23 protein-coding genes are annotated in these 22,811 nt (G+C 68.9%); 9 read left to right on the forward strand and 14 right to left on the reverse strand.

Annotated elements, in window-relative coordinates; all coding sequences use genetic code 11:
• The first annotated feature begins 162 nt into the window (after positions 1-162).
• Entirely contained in the window at positions 163-1,095 is a 933-nt protein-coding gene (locus tag AB0J62_RS00410; protein WP_363862288.1) for a type IV toxin-antitoxin system AbiEi family antitoxin domain-containing protein, read from the forward strand.
• A gap of 86 nt (positions 1,096-1,181) precedes the next feature.
• On the opposite strand, the gene AB0J62_RS00415 is transcribed toward AB0J62_RS00410, so the two are convergent.
• Complete coding sequence (locus tag AB0J62_RS00415; protein ID WP_363862291.1) at positions 1,182-1,868, reverse strand: NBR1-Ig-like domain-containing protein; 687 nt, start codon at positions 1,866-1,868, stop codon at positions 1,182-1,184.
• A gap of 116 nt (positions 1,869-1,984) precedes the next feature.
• On the opposite strand from AB0J62_RS00415, the gene AB0J62_RS00420 reads away from it, so the two are divergent.
• A complete protein-coding gene (locus AB0J62_RS00420; protein WP_363862294.1) occupies positions 1,985-2,668 on the forward strand; it encodes a CHAP domain-containing protein in 684 nt (227 codons plus the stop codon).
• Positions 2,669-2,698: 30 nt separating this feature from the next.
• Here AB0J62_RS00420 and AB0J62_RS00425 read toward each other — a convergent pair whose 3' ends face one another.
• On the reverse strand, positions 2,699-3,421 hold the full coding sequence (locus AB0J62_RS00425) for an alpha/beta hydrolase (RefSeq protein WP_363862297.1): 723 nt from the start codon (positions 3,419-3,421) through the stop codon (positions 2,699-2,701).
• 29 nt (positions 3,422-3,450) lie between these two features.
• Positions 3,451-4,512 carry a LacI family DNA-binding transcriptional regulator gene (locus tag AB0J62_RS00430; RefSeq protein WP_363862300.1) on the reverse strand — a complete coding sequence of 354 codons (1,062 nt, stop codon included), beginning with the start codon at positions 4,510-4,512 and terminating at the stop codon, positions 3,451-3,453.
• A 108-nt stretch (positions 4,513-4,620) separates the two neighbouring features.
• Between AB0J62_RS00430 and AB0J62_RS00435 the strand changes: the two genes are divergently transcribed.
• From AB0J62_RS00435 to AB0J62_RS00445, 3 genes are read left to right on the forward strand one after another with little or no spacing between them, the layout of a single operon-like run.
• Positions 4,621-5,577 carry a sugar ABC transporter permease gene (locus AB0J62_RS00435; protein WP_363862303.1) on the forward strand — a complete coding sequence of 319 codons (957 nt, stop codon included), beginning with the start codon at positions 4,621-4,623 and terminating at the stop codon, positions 5,575-5,577.
• Complete coding sequence (locus tag AB0J62_RS00440) at positions 5,561-6,484, forward strand: carbohydrate ABC transporter permease (RefSeq protein ID WP_363862306.1); 924 nt, start codon at positions 5,561-5,563, stop codon at positions 6,482-6,484. Before AB0J62_RS00435 ends, AB0J62_RS00440 begins: the two co-directional genes overlap by 17 nt.
• Before the next feature lie 12 nt (positions 6,485-6,496).
• A complete protein-coding gene (locus AB0J62_RS00445) occupies positions 6,497-7,798 on the forward strand; it encodes an extracellular solute-binding protein (protein ID WP_363862309.1) in 1,302 nt (433 codons plus the stop codon).
• A gap of 176 nt (positions 7,799-7,974) precedes the next feature.
• On the opposite strand, the gene egtD is transcribed toward AB0J62_RS00445, so the two are convergent.
• From egtD to AB0J62_RS00465, 4 genes are read right to left on the reverse strand one after another with little or no spacing between them, the layout of a single operon-like run.
• Complete coding sequence (gene egtD, locus AB0J62_RS00450; protein WP_363862312.1) at positions 7,975-8,940, reverse strand: L-histidine N(alpha)-methyltransferase; 966 nt, start codon at positions 8,938-8,940, stop codon at positions 7,975-7,977.
• Positions 8,937-9,698, reverse strand: a complete 762-nt coding sequence (gene egtC / locus AB0J62_RS00455) for an ergothioneine biosynthesis protein EgtC (RefSeq protein WP_363862315.1) — start codon at positions 9,696-9,698, stop codon at positions 8,937-8,939. Before egtC ends, egtD begins: the two co-directional genes overlap by 4 nt.
• On the reverse strand, positions 9,698-11,065 hold the full coding sequence (gene egtB / locus AB0J62_RS00460; protein WP_363862318.1) for an ergothioneine biosynthesis protein EgtB: 1,368 nt from the start codon (positions 11,063-11,065) through the stop codon (positions 9,698-9,700). Before egtB ends, egtC begins: the two co-directional genes overlap by 1 nt.
• The gene (locus tag AB0J62_RS00465) at positions 11,062-12,294 is read right to left on the reverse strand and encodes a glutamate-cysteine ligase family protein (protein WP_363862321.1); all 1,233 of its coding nucleotides are present in this window, start codon (positions 12,292-12,294) and stop codon (positions 11,062-11,064) included. Before AB0J62_RS00465 ends, egtB begins: the two co-directional genes overlap by 4 nt.
• A gap of 200 nt (positions 12,295-12,494) precedes the next feature.
• Between AB0J62_RS00465 and AB0J62_RS00470 the strand changes: the two genes are divergently transcribed.
• Complete coding sequence (locus tag AB0J62_RS00470) at positions 12,495-13,136, forward strand: hypothetical protein (protein WP_363862324.1); 642 nt, start codon at positions 12,495-12,497, stop codon at positions 13,134-13,136.
• On the opposite strand, the gene AB0J62_RS00475 is transcribed toward AB0J62_RS00470, so the two are convergent.
• The 5 genes from AB0J62_RS00475 to folP are packed head-to-tail and all read right to left on the reverse strand — an operon-like array spanning position 13,133 to position 16,990.
• Positions 13,133-14,059 (reverse strand): alpha/beta hydrolase, encoded by a 927-nt coding sequence (locus AB0J62_RS00475; protein WP_363862327.1) that lies wholly within the window; start codon positions 14,057-14,059, stop codon positions 13,133-13,135. The genes AB0J62_RS00470 and AB0J62_RS00475 overlap by 4 nt on opposite strands.
• 41 nt (positions 14,060-14,100) lie before the next feature.
• On the reverse strand, positions 14,101-14,706 hold the full coding sequence (locus AB0J62_RS00480; protein WP_363862330.1) for a hypothetical protein: 606 nt from the start codon (positions 14,704-14,706) through the stop codon (positions 14,101-14,103).
• Positions 14,707-14,717: 11 nt separating this feature from the next.
• Positions 14,718-15,419: a class III extradiol dioxygenase subunit B-like domain-containing protein gene (locus AB0J62_RS00485; RefSeq protein WP_363862333.1), complete on the reverse strand. Its 702-nt coding sequence runs from the start codon at positions 15,417-15,419 to the stop codon at positions 14,718-14,720.
• A 33-nt stretch (positions 15,420-15,452) separates the two neighbouring features.
• Positions 15,453-16,178, reverse strand: coding sequence for a pyrimidine reductase family protein (locus AB0J62_RS00490; protein ID WP_363862336.1), 726 nt, complete (start codon positions 16,176-16,178; stop codon positions 15,453-15,455).
• Positions 16,178-16,990: a dihydropteroate synthase gene (gene folP, locus AB0J62_RS00495; protein WP_363865125.1), complete on the reverse strand. Its 813-nt coding sequence runs from the start codon at positions 16,988-16,990 to the stop codon at positions 16,178-16,180. Before folP ends, AB0J62_RS00490 begins: the two co-directional genes overlap by 1 nt.
• Before the next feature lie 184 nt (positions 16,991-17,174).
• Between folP and AB0J62_RS00500 the strand changes: the two genes are divergently transcribed.
• The 3 genes from AB0J62_RS00500 to AB0J62_RS00510 are packed head-to-tail and all read left to right on the forward strand — an operon-like array spanning position 17,175 to position 20,199.
• Complete coding sequence (locus tag AB0J62_RS00500; RefSeq protein WP_363862339.1) at positions 17,175-18,491, forward strand: L-fuconate dehydratase; 1,317 nt, start codon at positions 17,175-17,177, stop codon at positions 18,489-18,491.
• Complete coding sequence (locus tag AB0J62_RS00505) at positions 18,488-19,237, forward strand: SDR family oxidoreductase (RefSeq protein ID WP_363862342.1); 750 nt, start codon at positions 18,488-18,490, stop codon at positions 19,235-19,237. Before AB0J62_RS00500 ends, AB0J62_RS00505 begins: the two co-directional genes overlap by 4 nt.
• A complete protein-coding gene (locus tag AB0J62_RS00510) occupies positions 19,237-20,199 on the forward strand; it encodes an aldo/keto reductase (protein ID WP_363862345.1) in 963 nt (320 codons plus the stop codon). Before AB0J62_RS00505 ends, AB0J62_RS00510 begins: the two co-directional genes overlap by 1 nt.
• Here the strand turns inward: AB0J62_RS00510 and AB0J62_RS00515 are convergent.
• Positions 20,189-21,739, reverse strand: a complete 1,551-nt coding sequence (locus AB0J62_RS00515; protein ID WP_363862348.1) for a helix-turn-helix domain-containing protein — start codon at positions 21,737-21,739, stop codon at positions 20,189-20,191. The two genes, AB0J62_RS00510 and AB0J62_RS00515, sit on opposite strands and share 11 nt — an antisense overlap.
• Positions 21,736-22,806 (reverse strand): DUF917 domain-containing protein, encoded by a 1,071-nt coding sequence (locus tag AB0J62_RS00520; protein ID WP_363862351.1) that lies wholly within the window; start codon positions 22,804-22,806, stop codon positions 21,736-21,738. Before AB0J62_RS00520 ends, AB0J62_RS00515 begins: the two co-directional genes overlap by 4 nt.
• Positions 22,807-22,811 lie beyond the last annotated feature (5 nt).

Genomic DNA, 22,811 nt, shown 5'->3' on the forward strand with positions numbered 1-22,811 from the left:
CCCGCCGACTGAGACGCCGTGTCCTGAGCCCTGAAGGCGCAACCTGAGACCTGTTATTTCGGGTCTCAGGTTGCGCTCCGAGGTCCCAGGTTGCAGCGCGGGTTGTCCACAGGGCGCGAATAGGCGGTACGGCGGGTGGGACGGCGAGGGCATGTTGGTGATGTGAATCCGAGATTGGAAGTGGTGGTGGGGGCGCGGGGTGGGTGGTTCTCGCGGGCGGACGCGGCGGAGGCGGGGTACAGTGCGGGCGAATTGCGGCTGCGCGTGCGGCAGGGGCGTTGGCTGCGGCTCTCGCGAGACGTGTACGTCGACCCGAGCAGCTGGCCCGCGAGCGAAGCATCCTGGGATCGCGCACGGCGCATGCACGTCCTGGCGACGCGCGCCGTCGTCACGCGGATGGGTCCGGACGCCGTGGTCAGCCACCAGTCGGCCGCCGTGCTGCACGGTCTTCCGACCTGGGGGCTGGATCTGAGTCAGGTTCATGTCACTCGACCGGCCAAGCGGACGCGCTCCGACAGCAGGGTGCTGGTTCATCGCTCGCCGATCGACACGGACGAGATCACGGAGGTCGACGGCATCCGGATCACCACCCCCGCGAGGACGGTCGCCGAGACGACCTGTACTTCGTCGTACGACGTCGGCGTGGTGCTGGCCGATGCCGCTGTGCACCGGCGCCTGGTCACACCGGCCGAGCTGATCGCGGCCGCTGACCGGCACAAGCATTGGCCCGGTGTACCGCGGGCCCGGGCAGCTGCGCTGTTCGCGGACGGGCTCAGCGAGTCAGTCGGTGAGTCGCGGCTCCGGGTGCTGATGGCGGACGAGGGGCTCCCACACCCGAGGCTTCAGGTGGAGATTCGCGATCAGGACGGCCGGCTGATCGGCCGGGTGGACTTCCTGCTGTTCGACGAGCTCATCGTCGAGTTCGACGGAGTGGAGAAGTACGGCGACAACGGGCAGGCCGTGGTTGCCGAGAAGTGGCGGGAGGACCGACTCCGGGCGCGGGGATACCAGATGGTCCGGGTGAGCTGGCGCGACCTCGACCACCCGCGCACCACAGCCGACCGCATCCGCGAGCAACTCCCGCGCGCTGCATGATGCCAATGGTGACCTGAGGCCTGATCCGGCAACTGGAGACCTGTTATTTCAGGTCCCGGGTTGCCAGATCAGGTCTCAGGTCATCATCACTGCTGGTCGTAGATGGTGAAGATCGTGCAGTAGATGGGTGGGGATTCCAGGCCGGGGTAGTAGAGGCGGCCGGCCTCGTCCGTGATTTTGAAGTACGCCGTTGAGGCGCCGACCTGAGCCGGGGCCTGCAGGCGCATAGCGACGATCACAGTCTCGCCCGGTGCGGCGTCGGGGACTCGGGAGCGGGAGGGCGAGCGGAGCCAGCCGGGCGCGCCCGCGGCGCCCTGGCGGGTCAGCCAGCGGTCCTGCCATGGGCGTTCGCCGCTGTTGCGGATCTCCCAGGTCTTCTCGAAGGGCTGATCGCGGCAGACCCGCGTGCCGTCCGGAATCGTCTCCCCGACCAACTCGGCGCGGTCGTCGGGGTGGTGGTCGATCGGCACGGAGCCACCGAGCAGCACCGGCTGGACGTGGCGGCGCATGTCCCGCTGCGACATGTCGCGGCCCGCGCGTACGGCGGCGTCGAGCTCCATCAACTGGTTCACCAGGGACTGGCCGGCGCCGAACGAGGCGTCGTACCACTCGGTCAGCTCGCGGCTGGGCTTGGTGTGGCCGCGCTCGACGCGGGACAGATGCCCCTTGTCCCAGCCGGACTCCGCAGCGGTGCGACTCAAGGGCATACCGGCCGCTTCCCGGAGCTCGCGCATCCGGGAGCCGATCACAAAGCGAGCCTGTGCTGGCCTCACGGCGGACTCCCCGGTCCTGCAAGACGGTCGTTGCCCACTGCGACAACACGGTAACCCTCTGATTCTCTGTAAATCAGTGCCACTTCGCCAGTCGCCCAGCGAAAAGGACCAACATCATGCGTACCGCCCTCCTGCGCATCACCCTCACCACCGTGCTGGCCACTGCCGCCGCCCTCGGCACCGGCACCCTGACGGCCAGCGCCGCCACCGGAACCGTGGTCACCGACAGCGGCCAAGGCGTCGCCATCCGGTCCGGGAACGCGACCAGCTTCGGCTCGGTCGGCACCCAGCCCAACGGACCCGTCGAGATCGACTGCCAGATCTACGGCGAGCCCGTCACCGGCAAGTACGGCCGGAGCCTGGTCTGGGACCACATCCCCGGCAAGGGCTACATCACCGACTCCTACGTCAACACCGGCAGCAGCGGCCTGATCGCTCCGCTCTGCACCAGCAACCCGCGCGCCGACAACGCGATCGCCTGGTACGCCGCCCGCAGCGGCTCGACCGCCTACCAGGGGTACTGCGAGATGGCCGCCGAGAACTCGTACGGCAAAACCGCGATCTGGGCCTCCGCCAAGGCCGACTGGAACGACGCCGTGGCCCGCGGGGTCGCGCATCGCGGCGACCTGAACCCGCCGAAGGGCGCCCTGGTGTTCTGGGACCTCGCCGCGCCGTACGGCCACGTCGGAGTCGCGAAGGGAGACGGCACCTTCTGGGCGACCAGCGTCAGCGGCGCGATCGGCACGCGCGCACTGCCCTACTTCAACAGCTACCTCGGTTGGGCCTGGCCCAACTTCTGATCGCGAGCACCCGGACGCGCGTTCCGCCCCTCACGCGTCCGGGTGCTCGACCCTGTCCAGCCAGTCCGACACCAACGCGCGATACACCGCCAGACCAGGCCCAGGCAGCAGGTGATCCTCCTGGTCCAGTACGGCGAAGGTCGCGCGTGGATAGTCCTCGAGAATCGACCACGCGTCGGCGTACCCGGCCGTTGTGTCCTGGCGTCCGGTCACGATCAGAGTCGGACGCTCGAAGCGGGCCGCGGGATCTTCACGCAAGGCGTACGTCGTGACGTCGCCCTGGATGCGACCGAGGAACGCCAGGTCGGCGGCGGCCTCTGCTGCGTCGTAGTACTGGTGCTGACGTTGCCGATCAGGCGACGGGACGAGGTGTTCGTCGGTCGGAAGCGTCCGTCGGGCGCGATCGATGACAATGCCAGGTGCCCTCAGCAACAACCCGAGAACGCGGGTCGGGTCGCGGCGAACGATGCCGCGGGCATGCAGGCCGCCGGCCGACGTACCGGCCAACGCGAACGGCTCACCGCCCGACAGATCGTCGACCAGCGCGGCGATCGCGTCGAGCATCCCGTCCTGGTCGGTGATCGACGGAACCGCCGGCGACTTCCCGGTGCCGGGCGGATCGACATAGATCCGCCGCCAGCCCGCTCGGTCCGTGAAGACCGGCTCATGGACGTCGCGACCTTCACCGGCATCGCCGCCCCAGCTGGGCAGGAAGAAGATCGGACGGCCCGCACCGAAAGACTCGTAGTACACATGCCGACCCTAGCGAGCGCGTCCGCGGCTCATCGAGGCTTTCTCTTGGCAGCAGAATCCGGTGCGCGTTCGCCGGATCCGCGCTCGATCAGCCCGCACGGCAGCACGATCCGCTGCGGCGGACGGGTGTCGGCGCCGGACGCGCGATCGAGCAGCAACCGGGCCGCGCTGCGACCGAGCTCGGCGATGTCGGAGGCAACGACCGTGACCGGGGTCGGCAGCATGTCGGCCAGCCGGAAGTCGTCGAACCCGACCACGGCCGGCTCACTCCTGAGTTCGCTGCCGAGCTCGCCGAGCGCCCGCAGTACGCCCTCGGTGAGGAAGTTCGTCGAGGCGAAGATCGCGGTCGGCGGATCCGGCCGCAGCATCACCTCGTGGGTCGCCTTCTCCGCGGCCTCCGCGTTGCCCTCAGGTAGCTGGATGACCAGCGACTCGTCGACCTCGATCCCCGCCGCCCGGTGCGCCCGCCGGAACCCGCGCAGCCGGCGTCCGATCGTGTAGTACGACGGGGCGAGGATGATCGCGATCCGCTCGTGCCCCTGCGCCAGCAAGTGCTCGGTCGCGAGCCGCCCGCCGCCCTCGTTGTCGACCATCACGATGTCGGCGTCGATCCCGGTCGCCGGGCGGTCGACGAACACCACCGGCACGCCCGCGCCTTCCAGGAACGCGTGATCGCCCTGGTCGGGCACGATCATCAGGCCCGCGACCTGCCGGCTGACCAGCTCCTGGATGGCACGCTTCTCGCCCTCCGGGTCCTCGTCGACACTTCCCAGCACGACGGCGAACCCGGACTGTCCCGCGATCTCGAGCGACGCCTTCGCGATCGTCGCGTAGAACGGGTTCGTCAGGTCGCCCAGCACCAGGGCCAGACTCGTCGACTTCTTCCCCGGCCGGAGCGCCCGGGCGACCTCGTTGCGCTGGAACCCGAGCTCGTCGATCGCGGCCCGGACCCGCTGTGCGGTCTCGTCCCGGACGCCGTGCCCGCCGTTCACCACCCGCGACACCGTGCCGAGCCCGACACCGGCCCGCCGGGCGACGTCGATCATCGTCGGCCGGGGTACCTCCGGCTTGGTTGGAAACGTTTCGGGCACGGGGTTGACTTCCTTTTCGCGACACGGCATCGTCAGCCAACAGTAAAACTTGGAAACGTTACCGTCCAGGAGGCTGGGTGAATTCCTCCCGAGCAGTGCGAGGGGAGCATGAGTAGAGTTTCTGCGGCCAAGACTTCGGCCCGCCGGCGGTCCGCCCGCGGTGGCATGAGCCGGAACGCCGGGTCCGACGTGAAGGCGGCGTACCTGTTCATCGCACCGGCGATGATCGGGTTCTTCGTCTTCGTCGGATACCCGCTGGTCCGGTCGTTCTACCTCGCGCTGACGAAGTACAACGGGCTGACCGACCCGGTCTTCGTTGGCCTGGGCAACTTTCGGCGGCTGTTCACGACCGACCCGGCGTTCTGGCCGGCGCTGCGGGCAACCGGGTACCTGGTGGTCCTGTATGTCCCGCTGTCGCTGATCCTCGGCCTGGCGCTGGCGATGTTCTGCAACCAGCGGTTCGCCGGGGTGCGCGTGGTCCGGACGCTCGCCTACCTACCGGTCGTCCTGCCGGCGATCGCGACGATCACGTTGTGGAAGTTCATCCTCGACCCGCAGGTCGGCCTGCTGAACACCGTCCTCGACCGGCTCGGGCTGCCGACGAGCTTGTGGTTGCAGAGCCCGAACACGTCGATGCCTTCGGTCGTCCTGGTGATGTTGTGGGGCGTCGGCGCGACGATGATCATCTTCCTGGCCGCGCTGCAATCGGTGCCGACCGAGCTGTACGAGGCCGCGCGGGTGGACGGCGCCGGTCCGTGGTCGGTGTTCTTCCGGATCACGCTGCCGATGATCAGCCCGATCATGCTGCTGCAGGTGATCCTGCAGACGACGGCCGCGCTGCAGACGTTCAACCAGCCGAAGATCCTGACCAACGGCGGGCCGGGATTCAGCACCAACGTGCTGATGCTGTCGATCTACAACAACGGCTTCCCGACCCTGGGCCGGATCCCGCAGCTCGGGTACGCCTCGGCGCAGGTGTGGGTGCTGTTCGTGATCATCATCGCCGTGATCGCCCTGACCGCGAAGTTCTCATCGCTCTGGACGTACAGTGACACTTCCGACTGACGCCGCCGAGGCGACCGCGCTGACGGCCGGCACCGAGCCGGCGACGAGGGCGCCCGCTCGCAAGAAACCACGCCTGATCGGTACGACGTCGTGGTACGTCGTCGCGATCTTCATCTGCGCGGTGATGATCGTGCCGCTGTTGTGGATGATCACGATCGGCCTGAAGAGCCGGACCGCGGTGTTCGACATCCCGCCGAAGTTGCTGCCGCACGAGTGGACCTGGAGCAACTTCGTCAACGGTCCGAAGGCGATCCACTTCCCGCGGCTGTTCCTCAACTCGATGATCATCACCGCGCTCAGTGTGTTCGGTGGCGTGCTGACCGCGATGATGGCCGGCTACGCGCTGGCGCGGTTGCGGTTCCCGGGTCGCAAGCTCTGGTTCTACCTGTTCGTCGGGAGCATGTTGCTGCCGGGTGTGGTCGGGCTGATCCCGTTGTTCCAGCTGTACAAGAGCATCGGCTGGTACGACACCTGGCTGCCGCTGATCGTGCCGGCGTTCCTGGGCGGGAACCCGCTGTTCATCTTCCTGGCCCGCCAGTACTTTCTCGCGATCCCCTATTCCATCGATGAAGCGGCCAAGATCGACGGCGCCGGACACCTGCGGATCTTCGTCAGCGTAATGCTGCCGCTGACCCGGCCGGCCTGGCTGACGATGGCGATCCTCGCGTTCCAGGCGTCCTGGAACGACTACCTGAATCCGCTGGTCTACCTGTACTCGTCCGGCAAGTGGCCGCTGTCGGTCGGTATGGCGGCGTTCGTCTCACCGTTCGCGGGGAAGACGCCGGACTGGAGCTACTACATGGCCACCAACCTGCTGTACATGCTGCCGCCGCTGATCATCTTCTTCGCCGCGCAGCGCTACTTCATCCAGGGCCTCGGCGCTCTCGGCAGCACGAACCAGAAATAGAGGGGATTTCCTGTGAAACCGACATTGGGTGTGACCGCCCTGGTCTGTGCCGGGTTGCTGGCGGCAACCGCCTGCAGCGGCTCGGACTCCGGCGGCGGCTCCAGCAGCGGACCGGTCACCGTGACCGTGATGACGTGGGAGTCGGCCGAGACCAACGCCGCCATCAAGAAGGCGCTGGCCGATTTCAAGGACGACAACATCACCGTCCAGCTGCTCGACACACCGAGCGGCCAGTACGGCGACAAGCTCGCCTCGCTGACCCAGGCGAAGAAGCTGCCGGACCTGTTCTGGTGCGGTAACGACACCGAGCAGCAGTACACCTCGCAAGGCCTGCTGGTCGACTGGGCAGACAAGATCAAGGACGGCGACGGCGACTTCAAGTCGGACAACTTCGTGTCGTCCGCGATGGACAACTGGAAGACCGCCGACGGCCAGATGGGCGGGCTGCCGTCACTGATGAACACGTACGGCGTCTGGTACAACGCCGACGCGTTCACCGCGGCCGGCCTGCCGTTGCCGAAGGCCGGCTGGACGTGGGACGAGATGTACGCCGACGCCGCGAAGCTCGCGAACAAGAACGGGGCGAAGTACGGACTGGTCGCCGATCAGCTGACCTCCGCGGACGGACCGTTCACGATGAGCATGTATGCCGTGTCCGCCGGCGGTGCGCCGTTCACCGACAACGTGAACCACCCGACGAAGGCCGAGGCCGACGACAAGTACACGGAAGGCGTCGAGAAGCTGGTCGCCGCGATCAAGAACGGATCGGTCGCGCCGCCCGGATACGACGCCTCGAACGTGCAGTCGTTGTTCGCGGCCGGCAAGGTGCCGATGACGTTCGGCGGGCAGTGGCTGGCGGCCGGATTCCAGACCGACAAGCCGAAGGTCAAGTACGGGTTCGCGCCGTTCCCGCAGGTGCAGACGCCGACCACGCTGTACGACTCGGTCGGCATCTGCACGCCGCAGTACACGAAGGACCAGGACTCGACGTTCAAGGTGCTCTCATACATCAACACCAAGGTGTGGGACGCCGTCCTGCCGGCTTCCCCGGTGGCACCGCCGGCGTACAAGCCCGCCCAGGCGAGCTACTTCGACGCGCTCACCAAGGCCCAGCAGACCACCGTCGCCGACACCGTGAAGGCTGACCTGGGCGCCGAGAAGACGGTCGGCGTCCGCTTCACCACCCAGTGGGCCCAGCAGGTCGGCGACCTCACCACCGCCAACTACCAGCCGATCCTCAGCGGCAAGAAGCCGATCAGCGACCTCCCGGCGTACATCGACAAGATCAACGGATTGATCAAGCAGGGTGGCTAGACGCTCAAAGAAGAAGCACTCGGAGTGATGGCAAACCCCCGGTCACCGACCGGGGGTTTCCCACGCCAGAAGGCCATCGAAGAAGAAACAAAGGAAAGAACAGAAATTCAGAGAAGTGCCAGCCTCTTCTCTAATCTTTTCCTTGTTCTTTCCTTTGTTCTTCTATGCCTGCTTCGTCACACTGCTTGCCAGAGGGACAAGGCGAAGCGGGCTTCGCTGTCGGTCCACCATGCGGCCGGGGTGAAGCCCGCTTTGTCGAGTTCGGCCTCGACGCCGGAGCGGTGGAACTTGGCGGAGATCTCGGTGCTGAGCTCCTCGCCCTCCTCGAACGTGACCTCGAGATGGATCTCCGGGATCAGCACCTGCATCGCGCGGGTGGCGCGCAGGTGCATCTCGATCCACTCGTTGTCGGCGTCCCAGATCGCCACGTGCTCGAACGCGTCGACGTCGAAGTCCGCGCCGAGCTGCCGGTTGATGACCCGCAGTACGTTCTTGTTGAACTCCGCGGTGACGCCGGCCGAGTCGTCGTACGCCGCGACCAGGGTGGCCGGATCCTTGACGAGATCGGTGCCGAGGAGCAACCACTCGCCGGCCTCGAGGACGTCGCGGATCGAGGTGTAGAACGCCTCGCGCTCGGCCGGGATCAGGTTGCCGATCGTCCCGCCGAGGAAGGCGACGATCCGCGGCGGCTCGCCGGGCAGCTTGTCCAGGTGCGCGGTGAAGTCGCCGACGACACCGCGGACGTCGATCGTCGGGTAGTCGACGTTGATGGCGTCGGAGGCCTCCCGGAGCGCGGACTCGGACACGTCGAGCGGTACGAAGCTGGTCAGCGTGCCACGATCACGCAGCCCGTCCAGCAGCAGCCGGGTCTTCTCCGACGATCCGGATCCGAGCTCGACCAGCGTGTGCGCCTTGGTGATCGCCGCGATCTCGCCGGCCCGGGCGCGGAGGATCTCCCGCTCGGCCCGGGTCGGGTAGTACTCCGGCAGGCGGGTGATCTCCTCGAACAGCTCACTCCCCCGCGCGTCGTAGAACCACTTCGGCGGCAACCACTTCGGCGTCGCCGACAGCCCCGCCCGAACGTCCTCCCGCAGCGCACGCGCCACGTAGTCCGGGGTCAGATGTACGTCGATGAGAGTCACTCTTGTCCTTCCATCGGGGTGATGTGCAAGGTCGTGGCGGTAGCCACCAGCAATGAGCGATCGGGTACTTCGGTCCACTGGTGGGGACCGAACTGCTCGGAGCTGACGGTCACTGAATCGGCCGTCCGGTGGACGTGCAGGGAGTGGGTCCACGTCGTTGCGATGAGTTGCTCGCCGTCGGTCAGCAGGACATTCAGCCGGGCACCGGGGGCCGCCGCTTCGACTTCTTGTACGACGGTTGCCACCGCGTCCGCCGGCGGAACACCTTCGGTGAGGCGGTTGGTGATGAGGGCCCACAGCAACGCCGAGTCGACCGACGCGTCGAGCTGGAGCAGGTCGGCGACGGGGAGGCGCTCGGCCAGCTTCAGGGTCGAGTCCGGCCAGCCCGGGATCCGTCCGTTGTGGCTGAACAGCCAGTTGCCGTGCATGAACGGCGCAACCGCTGCCTGCCCGTACGGCATGTTGACGGTCCCGTTCCGGATGGCGGCGATGACGGCGCCGGAGCGGATCGATCCGGCCAGACCGGGGAGATTCTCGTCGGTCCAGATCGGCACGCTCCGCCGGTACCGGACCGGTCCGCCGGACACGGCGACGTCACCTTCGGGGTACCAGCCCAGGCCGAAGCCGTCGGCGTTGACCGAGCCCCCGCCGCGCATGTCGGCGGGAGCCCAGCTCTGTTCGTAGATCGAATGGTCGGGGTCGAGGACGAGCGACGCGAGGGTGACCGGTGGGCCGAGGTAGGCCAGATGGCGGCACATCAGTCCTGCAGCTCCCCGGTGTGCAATTCCTCGGTGTGCAATTCTTCGGGCCGCGGGTCGCGGGCGCAGCGGAAGCCGGCGAAGATCTGCCGGCGGATCGGGTAGTCCCAGTTCCGGAAGGTGCCACGGGCAACGATCTCGTCGGTTCCGAACGAGCCGCCGCGGAGCACCTTGTAGTCCGGTCCGAAGAACACCAGCGAGTACTCGTCGTACGGCCACGCGCGGAAGCCGGGGTAGGGGTGGAAGTCGCTCGACGTCCACTCCCAGGTGTCGCCGATCAACTGCTCGACACCCAACGGCGACGCGCCCGCCGGATAGGCACCGACCGGTGCCGGCCTGAGGTGGCGCTGGCCGAGATTCGCATGCTGCGGGCCCGGTGACTCGTCGCCCCAGGGGAACCGCCGCGTCCGGCCGCTGGCCGGGTCGAACCGCGCCGCGAACTCCCACTCCTCCTCGGTCGGCAGCCGCTTCCCGGCCCACTTCGCGTACGCCTCGGCCTCGTAGAAGCAGACATGCATGACCGGCTCGTCCAACGGCAACTGCTCCTGATGCCCGAACCTGACCCGCGACCACTCCCCGCTGTCGTGGGACCAGAACCGTGGCGCGACCAGCGACGCCTTCTGCACGTGCTTCCATCCGGCGTCGGACCACCACCGCGGGTCCTGATACCCACCGGCGAGCACGAAGCCCAGGTAGTCGCCGTTCGTCACCGGGACCGTGTCGATCACGTACGGCGCAACGTGCACGGCGTGGGCCGGTCGCTCGTTGTCCAGCGCCCACGGCTCGATCGACGTACCCATCTCGAACACACCGCCCGGAACGAACACCTCCTTGCGGGGCAACTCACGTCCCGGCGGCGGCGGTGGTGCGTCGAGCACCGGTGCCCCGGCACGGAGCTGATGCGTCGCCAGCATCGTCTCGTCGTGCTGCTGCTCGTGCTGCGTGATCATGCCGAACGCGAACGCGTTGTCGACGAGCTCACGTCCGCCGTCGAACTTCACGTGGTCCAGCACGTCCATGACCTTGTCGCGTACTTCGGTCACGTACGCGCGGGTCTCGGACGGGCCGAGCAGCGGCAACGCCGGCCGCTCCGCGCGCGGGTGCTGGAACGCGTCGTACAGCTCGTCGATGTCCTGGCGCAGCGGCTCGCGGCCGCCGACGTCGCGGACCAGCCAGAGCTCCTCCTGATTGCCGATGTGCGCGTAGTCCCAGACCAGTGGGGACATCAGCTTGGAGTGCTGCCGGACCAGGTCGTCGGTGTCGACCGCGTCGGTCAGCTGCACCGTCCGCGACCGGGACCGCTCCAGCTGCTCCCCGACGAAGGCACGTAGGCCTTCCGGTGACAGGTCTGATAGTTGGTGATTCACGAAGCTCGCCTTCCGTGGGTGTCGTCGACGATGCGCTGCAGCCGGGTTGCGACGGCAGCGATGAGTTCGGGATCCGCACCGGTCCGGTCCAGCACCTCGGTGCCCAGGTCGACCACGTCTCGCGCGGCCTGCAGGACCAGCTTGTCCGCCAGCCCTTCACGGGCCGCCGGGAACCAGCGACCCGCTGCGGGCTCGGCCGCGGCCAGCACCTGGTCCATCGGTGCGGACATGAGTGCGGTGAGCAGTAGGGTCGGGGCGATCCACCCGTCCCCCGGCTGCGCGTCGAGGTACCGCACCTCGAGGTACCCGCGCGGTCGCACGGGCGGGAACAGCGTGGACAGGTGATAGTCCAGGTCGTCGTACGTCGGTCGGCCGCCGGGCACCTGTCCATCCGCCAGTCCGTCCGCCCAGTCGCCGAAGGTCAGGCCGGTCGGTGCGTCCCAGGTGTCGCCGCGCCGTAGGCACAGCACCGGCGCCTCCATCGCCGTCCGCGCCCACGCCGCAGCCGGCTCGCCGTCCAGCGGCGGCGGCTCGGTGAACGGGGCACAGGTCCCGAAGGTCGCCTCGGTCCGGGCAGAGGCCCACCCGGTGTCCGAACCGGCGCGACGGCGGGAGTTGGCGAAGAGACCGACGAGCGCGGGACCGAGATCGTGCAGAGCGCGCCAGCGCACCGCGGTCTCGTGCTGTTCGCCGGCGTCGAGACAGATCTGCAGACCCGCCGTGCTGCACATCATCCGCGGGCCGTGCGGTCCGAGCCGCTGGAATGCGTGTTCCATCGCCGCGTAGCGCGGGACGGTGAGGATGCGGCGGGGTGCGCGGAACGGGTCCAGGCCGTAGGCGCCGGGAATCAGGTCCGCGTCGAGGAGGAGCGCCGTGAGCTCGGCGGCGTCGGCGGCGGTGTCGTCGATCAACCGGGGAATCGATTCCGCCGCGGGTACTGAGATCTCGACCTGGCCGCCGGGCTCGACGGTGACCAGGGCGCCCCGGCTCAGCGGCAGTTGCGGACTGCCTCTCACCAGGGTCGCGGGGGCATGCAGCCCCAGGGCTTTGCTCAACCGGCCGGCGTCGAGGGGCCGGTGCGGATCATCCGCATGATGCACTGTCCACTCGAGCTCGACGCCGTACAGCCGAGGTGGACCGTGCTTGAAACAGACCATCGCGACGTACCCCTCCGCTTCGGCCCGGGAGCCGATCGGAGTCGTCGCCGGAGAACCACCGGGCGAGGTCACGTCAGCGAACCTAGCTCCGGACCCAGAACTGGACAACCGACAAGGAATTACCCATCGGTGACGTCTGCACTGCCTGTCGATTCATGCACAGCATGCTTCCCGAGCCCACCGACACTTTCCGGCCGGATCAGGACACCCAATTTCGCCCTGAGCGAAATCCCGTCGGAAGTGCCGCCATCGGGCTTGGTTAGGGTCTGGGTGTGACAGTTCTGACTCGGTGGCATGTCGGCCCCTGGACCACTCGCGGGACTCGGCCTGGGGAGCCGTTCGAGGCTGGGCGTAAGCGGACGCCGGACGAGTTGAATTTTGATGTGGTTGGGTTGGCGCGGATCCTGGGTCGTCGGTTGTCCGGGCGGGACGAGCTGCAGGTCCGGCTCTGGCAGAACGAACTCCGTCCGACGCACACGCGGCTGGTCGGAGTGCACACGCTGGCTGATCCGTCCAACGCTCGGCTGCTCGAGGACACCGCCCAGGAAGCCCTTGCTTGGCTGGGTGAGCGGGCGCCGGACGGGTACGAGTTCGTCCTGACCGATGCGATGGAGCTGCGGCCGGTGCTCGACCTCGACGCCGAGGTGGTCGCGGTCGAGGCGGTTGTCGAGCTCGCCGGTGTGGACCTTCCGGCGTCACGGCTCGCGACAGCTCACGTACGACGTGCCGCGTCGGGCAGCTGGTACGCCGGCGACGCCGTGTGCAACTGGTCCGGTCCACATGATTCGTCCGACGTCGCGGTCGCCGTCGTACAAGCGGCCCGCAACGCGTTGATCGACCAACTGCAGGCGGCTGGTCGCGATGACCTGGCCGCGACCTCGGCCCGTTGGCCGGACGTTCCGGTCGAGCGCTAAGCAGCGGTTTGCGGTGACTTGTCGGCGCTGGGCGACTGGTTCTTTCCGGAAAGGTGCCGGGTGAGGAAAGCCAGCTCGGCCCCGACGACCTGCTCGTGGGCGTCGAGGAACGGGGCGTAGTGGCCGCCGGGGACCTGGAGGAGTTCTGCGGTCGGGGTGCGCTCGGCTGCAGCGACAGCGGGGGCTGCAAGCGCGGACTGGTCGGCTTCGCAGACGACGTACAGGAGCGGGCAGCGGACGTTCGGGGCGTACTTGGTGGGGCGGTAGAGGGTGGCTGCGAAGACTGAGCGGGCGGCGAGTGTCTGTTGCCAGTCGCGGTAGCGGTTGTCGGGGTCCAGCGCCTCATCGGTCTGCTGGGCGTCGGGGGTGTTGAGCAGGGCGACTGTGCCGGGTGGGCCGGCCAGCGCTACCAGTCGAGGCTTGCGGCCGACCAGTGCGCCCAGGTTGTCGAGGATGGCGCGGCCTACCAGGCGGAGGGCGGCGCCAGGGGTTTGGTAGCGGGAGGCGTTCCGGGTGACGGTCGGACCGTCCACGTTCGGCGACTGGGCGATGGCGGCGGAGATGCCGAGGTCCTCCGAGGCGAGCTGAAGGATGTAGCCGCCCGGGAGGGAGAACGCCCAGATCGCCACCCGCTCGACGCCCGGAAGCGCGGCGGCGTAGGCGATCGCGGCCCGCCAATCATCGAGCTGGTCGGGGATCCGGGCGACCTGGCGCGGTTCGCCCGCGCTCTCGCCGAAGTTCCGGTGGTCGAAGGCCAGCACGCTGAATCCGGCTGCGTTGAACCGCTCCGCGAAGCGGTCCGTCCCCGGCTCCTTCGTCACTGCGAAGCCGCCGGTCATCACCACGCACCCACCGTTGGTCCCCGGGTAGTGCCAGGCCGCACACGCGACCCCACCGCTGATGAAGCTCACTTTCTCGCGCATGAGAAAAGTGAACCACGTGGTTCGCAAACTGTCCAGGAGACTCAGGGGGCCTGTTCTTCACGCTCCAGCGCGCGGGTCAGGGCCGCCAGCCCGGCCTCGATCCCGGCCGCGTCGCCGCTGGTCCGCCACTCGATCAGGAATCCGCGGAGGGTGCCGAGGACCAACTCGGCGACCTCCTGCCGGCGCTGCTCGGACCACGACTCCGGACACAGCGACAGCAGCGTCGGCATGTACTGGCGCGAGGCGGTCCGCGCGAGGTCGGCGTACCGCGGGGCGTCGTACATCGCGAGTCCGATCGCCTGGTCGAGGACCCACGACTCCTCGCCGATGAGCGTCGGCCACATGGAGCGCACCCGGTCCGCGAGCGAGCGGTCGCCGGGGCCTTCGGTTGCTGCTGCGAGTGCCCGGGTGATGCGTCGTTCGCGGAGCTGCAGGACCGCTTGGGTGAGCAGGTCCTCGGCGCCGTCGAAGTGGTACAGGAGCACTTTGTGCGTCGTACCCGCCGCCCGCGCCGCGCGCCGGAGCGAGAAGTCGACCAGGCCGTTCGTCCCCAGTTCGTCCGCGACCTTGTCCAGCAGTTCCCGGCGGCGCGCTTCCCCGCGCGGCGACTTCACCGATCGCCGATACCCCGTCCGTTCCTCAGTCACCCGGTCAGTATCTAGGTGAACGCTGCGACGAGATAGCCGACGCCGTACGGCGCGGCGTTGTAGGTCAGGTCCGGCGTGAGCGTCGCGCCTTCAAGAGCGCCGGCGAGCACTTGCCAGGGGGCGCGGCCGGCGGCCTGCAGCTCCGTCGCCAGGTCGGGGTCGAGGGCGGCGAGTACGTCGAGATCGCTGTGCTGCAAGGCGTTCGCGACGGTGGTGTCGAAGATCTCGGCGCGAGGGTGAAGGTGAACCGGCGAGTGCTCACTGCGCCGCGCCGAGCCATCACCCATCACCAGCAGACCGACCCGATCGTTGCCTGCAGCAATTTCCCGGCCCAGACCCAGGCACTCGTCGGGCGTCGCGGAGGTCGGTACGGCGACGTACGTGCGCGGCAACCCGGTCGCTTTCGACTGCTCCAGCAGCCACCCGCCGATCGCGAGCGACAGCGGGAGAACGGGGTCGCCGCTGCCGATCCGCACTCCGGGCGCCCCGTATGCCGCGAACGAGCCGCCCGCGGCGGCCGGGAACCGTACCAAACCGTATGGTACGGCGGGCGCCGCCGAGCCGATGACCACGATCGTGGATGCGGTGGAGAGGGCGTCGACCGCAGCCAGGCAGGCGGTGCGCAGGTCGTCGAGCTCGGGGGCTGCGCCGGAAGCGACTTCGGGCACGAGCAGCGGCGGATGCGGGCACACAGCAGCGGCGACAACGGGCACGACCTAGGCCTCCCGGCGATCAGCGGGCATGGGTCAGGCCTCTCGGGTGTAGCGGAAGAACAGGTAATCGTCCTCGGCTTGCAGGGTGGTCCGGAGTTTCATCTGGCGGGTGAGGGTCGTCGGAAGACCCGCTGTGATCCGCCCGGCACCCGGGCCTGCCAGGAGTGGGGCCAGGGCCAGACACAGCTCATCGACCAGGTCGGCCTCGGTGAGTGCACCCAGGAGGTGCGGCCCGCCCTCGCAAAGGATCTGCGGCATCTCCCGCGCCGCGAACTCGTCGACAACCGCCTGCAGGTCGACCTCACCGGCCCCCAGGACGATCAGGTCCGCGACCTCCCCCAGCGCCTCCCGCCGATCCGCCGGCGACGCCTCGTGCGTCACCACGATCGGCCGTACGGCGGACTGGAACACCGGGTTCACAGGGCTCAGCTCGAGCCGCGACGACACGATCGCCAGCGTCGGGTTCTCCGCGAGTCCCGCCGCCGTCCGCCACTCCCGCGCCGCCTTCGACAACTTCAGCGGGTTGTACCCCTCCTCGCGGATCGTCCCCGCGCCGACCAGCACCACGTCCGCCAGCCGCCGCACCATGCTGAACACCCGGCTGTCCGAGTCGCTCGACAGTGCCTTCGACTTCCCGTCGATCTCGACCGCGCCGTCCAGGCTGCTGACGAAGTTCGCCCGCAGGTGCGGCGCCGACCGGTCCTCGACCTCGTAGAGGGCGATCAGTTCCTCGTCGGACAGTTCCTCGAGTCCACGCATCAGGCCAGGCTCCTTCGGGTTCCGGCGGGCCGCGCACTGCCCCGCAGTACGGCGATGAAATCGAGCGCCTGGCGAGCAGCCGGTACGTCGTGCACGCGGAAGACCCGCGCGCCGAGCCAGGCCGAGACACTCAGCGCAGCGAGCGTCCCGTTGCCACGCTGCCCCGGCGGCAACTCCAGCGTCTCGCCGATGAAGTCCTTGTTCGACACCGCGACCAGGACCGGCCAGCCCGTGGCGGCGAGCTCGTCGAGGCGGCGGGTCAGCTCGAGCGACTGCAGCGTGTTCTTGCCGAAGTCGTGCGTCGGGTCGATCAGGATCCCGTCCGGCCGTACGCCGGCTGCGACCGCGCGATCGGCCAGCGCGGTCGTCGTACGGATCACGTCGGCGACCACGTCGTCGTACGCCATCCGGTGCGGGTCCGTGCGCGGCGAGAGACCGCCGACGTGGCTGCAGACCAGCCCGGTCCCGGCCTCCGCGGCGGCGTACACGAGCTCAGGATCGGCCCCCGCCCAGGTGTCGTTGAGCAGGTCCGCTCCGGCCTCGGCGACCCGGCGCGCGACTCCGCTGCGGTATGTGTCCACGCTGATCACCAGCGACGGGTGGCGCGCCCGGATACCGGCCACGAACTCCACGGTCCGGCGCAGCTCCTCGTCCTCGCTGACGGGTTCGCCGTACCCGGCCTTCACGCCACCGATATCGACCAGGTCGGCACCGTCCGCGACCGCCTGGTCGATGGCCTCGTACGCCGCATCCGTCGCGTACGTCGCACCGCGGTCGAAGAACGAGTCCGGCGTCCGATTGATGATCGCCATCAGCGCGAACTCGCCCACCGCGAACGACCGGTTGCCCAGCCGCAGTACCCCGTCGCGCTCGCCAGTCACGCGACCGACTGTAACCGGGGCCGTCGTTCACACGCCCCAGCAGGTGCCGCGATGGCCACATATCCTATAGGATTCCCCTCGACAGTCCCGCCCACCGCTGCAGATCGGGTCCCCGATGCCACGATTCACCGAGTTCGAGACGTACGACGTCCGCTTCCCCACGTCGCTGGACCTGGACGGCTCCGACGCGATGAACACCGACCCCGACTACTCCGCGGCGTACGTGATCCTGCGGACCGACGCCGGGGACGGGCTGGAGGGTCACGGCTTCGCGTTCACGATCGGCCGGGGCAACGACGTCGAGACCGCGGCGATCGAGGCGCTCCGCGACCACGTCCTCGGGCTCGACCTGGACGCGACGCTGAGCGATCTCGGCGGGTTCTGGAAGTCGCTCGTGCACGACTCGCAGCTGCGCTGGCTCGGCCCCGAGAAGGGCGTCATGCACATGGCGATCGGCGCGGTCGTCAACGCGGTCTGGGACCTGGCCGCCAAGCGCGCCGGCGTACCGCTGTGGAAGCTGCTGTCCGACCTGACCCCGGAGCAGATCGTCGACCTGGTCGACTTCCGCTACCTGACCGACGCGCTGACGCCGGACGAGGCGCTGGAGATCCTCCGGCAGGCGAAGCCCGGGCGCGCGGAGCGGGAGGCGGTACTGCGGGAGCGCGGCTACCCGGCGTACACGACGACCCCCGGCTGGCTCGGGTACGACGACGCGAAGCTGGTCCGGCTGTGTCACGAGGCGGTCGCCGACGGGTTCACCCAGATCAAGCTCAAGGTCGGCGCGAACCTCGACGACGACATCCGCCGGATGCAGCTGGCCCGCGAGGCGGTCGGGCCGGAGATCCGGATCGCGGTCGACGCCAACCAGCGCTGGGACGTCGCGGAGGCGATCCGCTGGGTCGAGGCGCTGGCGCCGTACGACGTGTACTGGGTCGAGGAGCCGACCAGCCCGGACGACATCCTCGGGCACGCGACGATCGCGCGGGCGATCGCGCCGATCAAGGTCGCGACCGGTGAGCACGTGCAGAACCGGGTGATCTTCAAGCAGCTGCTGCAGGCCGGGTCACTCTCGGTGCTGCAGCTCGACTCGGCCCGCGTCGCCGGCGTGAACGAGAACATCGCGAACCTGCTGCTCGCGGCGAAGTTCGGGGTACCGGTGTGTCCGCACGCCGGTGGGGTAGGACTGTGTGAGCTGGTCCAGCACCTGTCGATGTTCGACTACGTCGCGGTGAGCGGATCGATGCAGGACCGGGTGATCGAGTACGTCGACCACCTGCACGAGCACTTCCTGGACCCGGTGGTGATCCGGGACGGGCACTACGTGGCACCGGTACGGCCCGGGTTCGGCGCCGAGATGGACGCTGAGACGCTGACCGACTTCCGGTTCCCGGGTGGCAAGATCTGGACAGACCTGACAGAGGAGAAGAAGTGACGGACTTCGCCGGCCTTCGGGCCGTGGTGACCGGCGGTGCTTCGGGCATCGGCCTGGCGGCGGCCAAGCTGCTCGCGGCCCGCGGCGCCCAGGTGGTCGTGTTCGATCTGAAGCCCGAGGTCGACGCGCCGCTGACCGGGATCGCCGCGGATGTCACCGACGACGGCTCGATCCGGGACGCGGTCGCCGCCGCGGCGCTGCAGCTCGGCGGGATCGACATCGTGGTGAACAACGCCGGGATCGGCGCGCAGGGCACAGTCGCCGCGAACGACGACGACGAGTGGCACCGGGTGTTCGACGTGAACGTCGTCGGGATCGCCCGGGTGACCCGGGCGGCGCTGCCGCACCTGCGCAAGTCGGAGGCGGCCGCGATCGTCAACACCTGCTCGGTCGCCGCCACCGCCGGCCTGCCGAACCGCGCGCTGTACTCCGCGAGCAAGGGCGCCGTCCTCGCGCTGACGATGGCGATGGCCGCGGACCACGTCCGCGAAGGCATCCGCGTGAACTGCGTGAACCCGGGTACGGCGGACACTCCGTGGGTCGGCCGGCTGCTCGACGTCGCTTCCGACCCGGAGGCCGAGCGGGCCGCACTCGAGGCCCGGCAGCCGATGGGCCGGTTGGTGTCGGCGGACGAGGTCGCGAACGCGATCGCCTACCTGGCCAGCCCGCTGTCGGGTTCGACCACGGGTACGGCGCTGGCCGTCGACGGCGGCATGCAGAACCTGCGGCTGCCGGCGGTGCGCTGATGAAGCTCTTCCCGGACGACCAGCGCGTCGGGCTCGGCGGTGCGCCGCTGGGCAACCTGCTCGGCGAGGTCAGCGACGTCGAAGCCATCGCCACCGTGAACGCGGCGTGGGACGAGGGCTGGCGGTACTTCGACACCGCGCCGCACTACGGCCTCGGACTGGCCGAGGAGCGGCTCGGGGCCGGGCTGCGGGACAAGCCGCGCGACGCGTACGTGCTGTCGAGCAAGGTCGGGCGGATCATCTACCACGCCGACGAGGCGGCAACCGACGACGAGGGGTTCGCGGTCGACACCACCCGGCGCCGGCGGTGGGACTTCAGCCGGGACGGCGTCCTGCGGAGCATCGAGGACTCGCTGCAGCGGATCGGCACCGACCGGCTCGACGTCGTGTTCGTGCACGACCCGGACGATCACTACGAGGAGGCGGTCGCGACCGCGTTCCCGACGCTGATCGAGCTCCGCGAGCAGGGCGTGATCGGCGCGATCGGCTCCGGGATGAACCAGTCGGCGATGCTGACCCGGTTCGTGCAGGAGATCGACATCGACGTGATCATGCTGGCCGGTCGGTATACGTTGATCGACCCGGACGGGCTGGACGACGTACTGCCCGCCTGCCTGGAGCACGACGTACAGGTAGTTGCCGTTGGCATCTTCAACTCAGGCCTGCTGTCACAACCGCGCCCGGTGGCCGGGGCAACCTTCAACTACGAGCCTGCCGCGCAGTCCCTCCTCGACAAGGCCAACAAGCTCGCCGACCTCTGCGAGTCCCACGGCACCACGCTGCCCGCCGCGGCCCTCGCCTTCCCGCTGGCACACCCCGCAGTCGCCGGCATCGCCGTCGGCTGCCGCACCCCCGAAGAAGTCCACACCAACGCAGCCCTCACCCGCGCTGAAGTCCCGACCGCCCTATGGTCAGACCTGAAGTCAGCCGGCCTCCTCCGCGAGGACGCACCTACTCCGTAGGGGTCGTGCGGGAGGCCAGGTGGAGGGCTAGGCGTTCGTCTGGGTTGGTGAGGTCTACGCCTAGTAGGTGCTGGATCTTGGTGATGCGGGCGGCTGCGGTGTTGCGGTGGATGCCTAGTACTGCTGCGGTTTCGGCGACGGATGACTCTGTGTCGAGGTAAACGGCCAGTGTGGTGACCAGATCGCCGGGCTGGTCCTTGATGGGGGCCAGGAGAGCTTGGGCAGCGGGCTGGAAGGTGTCGGTGCGGGTCCAGGCCAGCAGCAGCTGAGCGAGCCCCAGCCGGTCAACGTGCAGGAAGCGACCAGTCTCCGCACGTCCGCGCGCCAGCCCGGCCGCATCACCGGCTTCGGCCAGCGTGGTGGCGATCCCGCTCGGACCAGCCTGCACGCGGCCGACACCGACGTACGCGTCAACGGTCTTCACCAAACGACGCTGCACCCGCCGGATCGTCGCAGCCTGCTCCTGCACCTCGGTCGCGGTCGGCTCGCTCACCGCGGTGATCCACGCCGACCACCCATCACCCTGCTCCACGACGACCGCCTGCAGACCCTCGGCGTCGAACGCCTCCACCACATCGGTACGCCGACCTGCGACATCCAGATGTCCGTCCGCGCCGATCCGGATGCCGGTGTGCCACCCGTCGAGCTGCCAGCCCAGATCCACCGCACGTCGACGCGTTGCCTCCGACGGCTCGCCCTGGAGCAGTTCACCGAGAAGCGACGTACGTTGGCGCGCATCCCGCTCCAACTCCAACCGCCGCAACGCCAATCGCTCCCCCACCGCCGGTGCAACCACACCCAGGACCTCAGGTACGGCGGCAACCTCGGCCGGCACCACAGCAGGCAAACGCGCCACCAACCAGCACACTGGCCCAACACCCAGCACTGCAACAGCTATCAGCACCGCACCACTCGCCAGGTCTACCCGGTACGGCGCAGCCCACCCCACCGGCACCCGAGGCAACGCAGCGACCAAAGCAGTCCGCTCGGCGGGGTCCAGCGGTTCACCGGCGAGTGTGCCGCCGTCGACACCTGCCAACGTGACGGGTCGTTCCAGGACGTTCGACGTGGTTCGCAGTACTGACGTCAGGTCACCGTTAGCCCGGCGCAGCGCTGCGACTGCTCGGAGCACCAGGTCCGTCCGCACGACCTCCGGCTCGGCCGTGACCCGTCGCAGGTGCTCATGTGCCGCCAGCGGATCCGGGGATCCCAGCACCGGCAGCTGCAACCGCTCTGCTAGCAGCTGAGCCCCACGTCCCAGTGGCTCGACACCGGCCAGCAACACCGCCCCCGCTCCGGCCGCCGATGCCCGGCTGATCAGGGCATCGATCCGCCAGTCGGTGTGATCACCCGCCAGCAGCACGACGAGCACCTGCCCATCCATCGCCTCGGGATGCACAGACACCTCCAGCGCCACCACAGACCCCGTCAGCCGGGGCCCAGGATCCGCACCGCCACCCAGCACCACGACATCCGACCAGCCGGGCGAAGTGAGCATGGCCGCCAGCGATGGAGACAGTCCCGGCCGCCCTGCAGTCATGATGCCTCCAGCAGCTGGGGTGCGCACGCGAGGCCGAAGGCTTGAGGGCCGACGTGGGTGAGGCGGTCGGGCCGGCGCCACCAGGTCGGTCCGGGCAATGCGAGTACCAGTACCTCGTCGCCGGTGCGGATGGCATCTACAGCGATCGGTTGCAGGGTGCGGCGGTCCAGCAGACACAGCAGGTCTGGTGTGGTGACCGCCGGGGTGCCGTCGACCAGCGCGAGAAGGTACTCGTTCTCGGTCTCGATCCGGATCACTGCCCGGCTGCTGGAATCCACCACGCAGACGCTGCCGCGACCAAACGCAGCGCCGCCGTCAGCGATCAGGTGCCGGGCAACCTGCTCCACCCGCCCGCTGGCGAGCAGCCGGCCGCCCAGACCGTCAGCGATGTCAGCTGGCGTAGCCCAAGGCTTCAAAGCAGCATGGGCTCGGCCGAGCGCCAGAGCCCGCGTCAAACTCCCCTGTACGGCGTCCGCCGCCGCAGCTTCGACCGGAGTGGGCGCCAGCGCCAGCACCGCCCAGCCACCGGTGTGCGCGACAAAGCTCCGCACCGCACGCTCCAGTCCGGCCGCGTCGACGTTGTCGACGACAATCACCTGACCGCTCGGCTCACTGAGTGCACAGGGCGTCAGTGAACGGCCCGCCACCGCCCACGAGAACTGGTCCAGCCGCGGCAGCGCTCGGCCCATCAGGTCGGCGTCGACCACCGGAAGGCCCAGATCCAGCGCAGCGATCAGCGGGGTCAGCCCGTTGAGCCCGCCGGCCTCCAGCGGCATCAGCCCGGTGACGTCCGCGCCGGTCCACCGGCTGACCGCGCGTACCGCGGTGTCGAACTCACCACCGCTGGGCAGCTTCTCCATCAGCACACTGGTCGCCCCGACCACGCCGATGGGACTCACCAGCGCATCTGGCACGTCGGCGGCGTCGCGCAGTACCAGCTCGCCGTCACCCAGCCGCCGGCGCAGCATGCGCCCGAACGACCCCGTGTCGCCGCCGCCACCCGAGCCCAGCAGGGTGACGCCGACAACCAGCGCTTCCAGGTCCTGCGCCTTGACGACAGTCGTCATAGGCC

Origin of the sequence: Kribbella sp. NPDC049584 (assembly GCF_040675555.1) — a bacterium.
Taxonomy (GTDB): domain Bacteria; phylum Actinomycetota; class Actinomycetes; order Propionibacteriales; family Kribbellaceae; genus Kribbella.

What these genes read in the sequence shown, in the direction of transcription:
- AB0J62_RS00420 (WP_363862294.1), top strand. Translation starts at nt 1,985, where the DNA reads ATGCGTACCGCCCTCCTGCGCATCACCCTCACCACCGTGCTGGCCACT.
- AB0J62_RS00435 (WP_363862303.1), top strand. Translation starts at nt 4,621, where the DNA reads ATGAGTAGAGTTTCTGCGGCCAAGACTTCGGCCCGCCGGCGGTCCGCC.
- egtC (WP_363862315.1), bottom strand. Translation starts at nt 9,698, where the DNA reads ATGTGCCGCCATCTGGCCTACCTCGGCCCACCGGTCACCCTCGCGTCG.
- AB0J62_RS00475 (WP_363862327.1), bottom strand. Translation starts at nt 14,059, where the DNA reads ATGCGCGAGAAAGTGAGCTTCATCAGCGGTGGGGTCGCGTGTGCGGCC.
- AB0J62_RS00490 (WP_363862336.1), bottom strand. Translation starts at nt 16,178, where the DNA reads ATGCGTGGACTCGAGGAACTGTCCGACGAGGAACTGATCGCCCTCTAC.
- folP (WP_363865125.1), bottom strand. Translation starts at nt 16,990, where the DNA reads ATGGCGATCATCAATCGGACGCCGGACTCGTTCTTCGACCGCGGTGCG.
- AB0J62_RS00500 (WP_363862339.1), top strand. Translation starts at nt 17,175, where the DNA reads ATGCCACGATTCACCGAGTTCGAGACGTACGACGTCCGCTTCCCCACG.
- AB0J62_RS00510 (WP_363862345.1), top strand. Translation starts at nt 19,237, where the DNA reads ATGAAGCTCTTCCCGGACGACCAGCGCGTCGGGCTCGGCGGTGCGCCG.
- AB0J62_RS00515 (WP_363862348.1), bottom strand. Translation starts at nt 21,739, where the DNA reads ATGACTGCAGGGCGGCCGGGACTGTCTCCATCGCTGGCGGCCATGCTC.
- AB0J62_RS00520 (WP_363862351.1), bottom strand. Translation starts at nt 22,806, where the DNA reads ATGACGACTGTCGTCAAGGCGCAGGACCTGGAAGCGCTGGTTGTCGGC.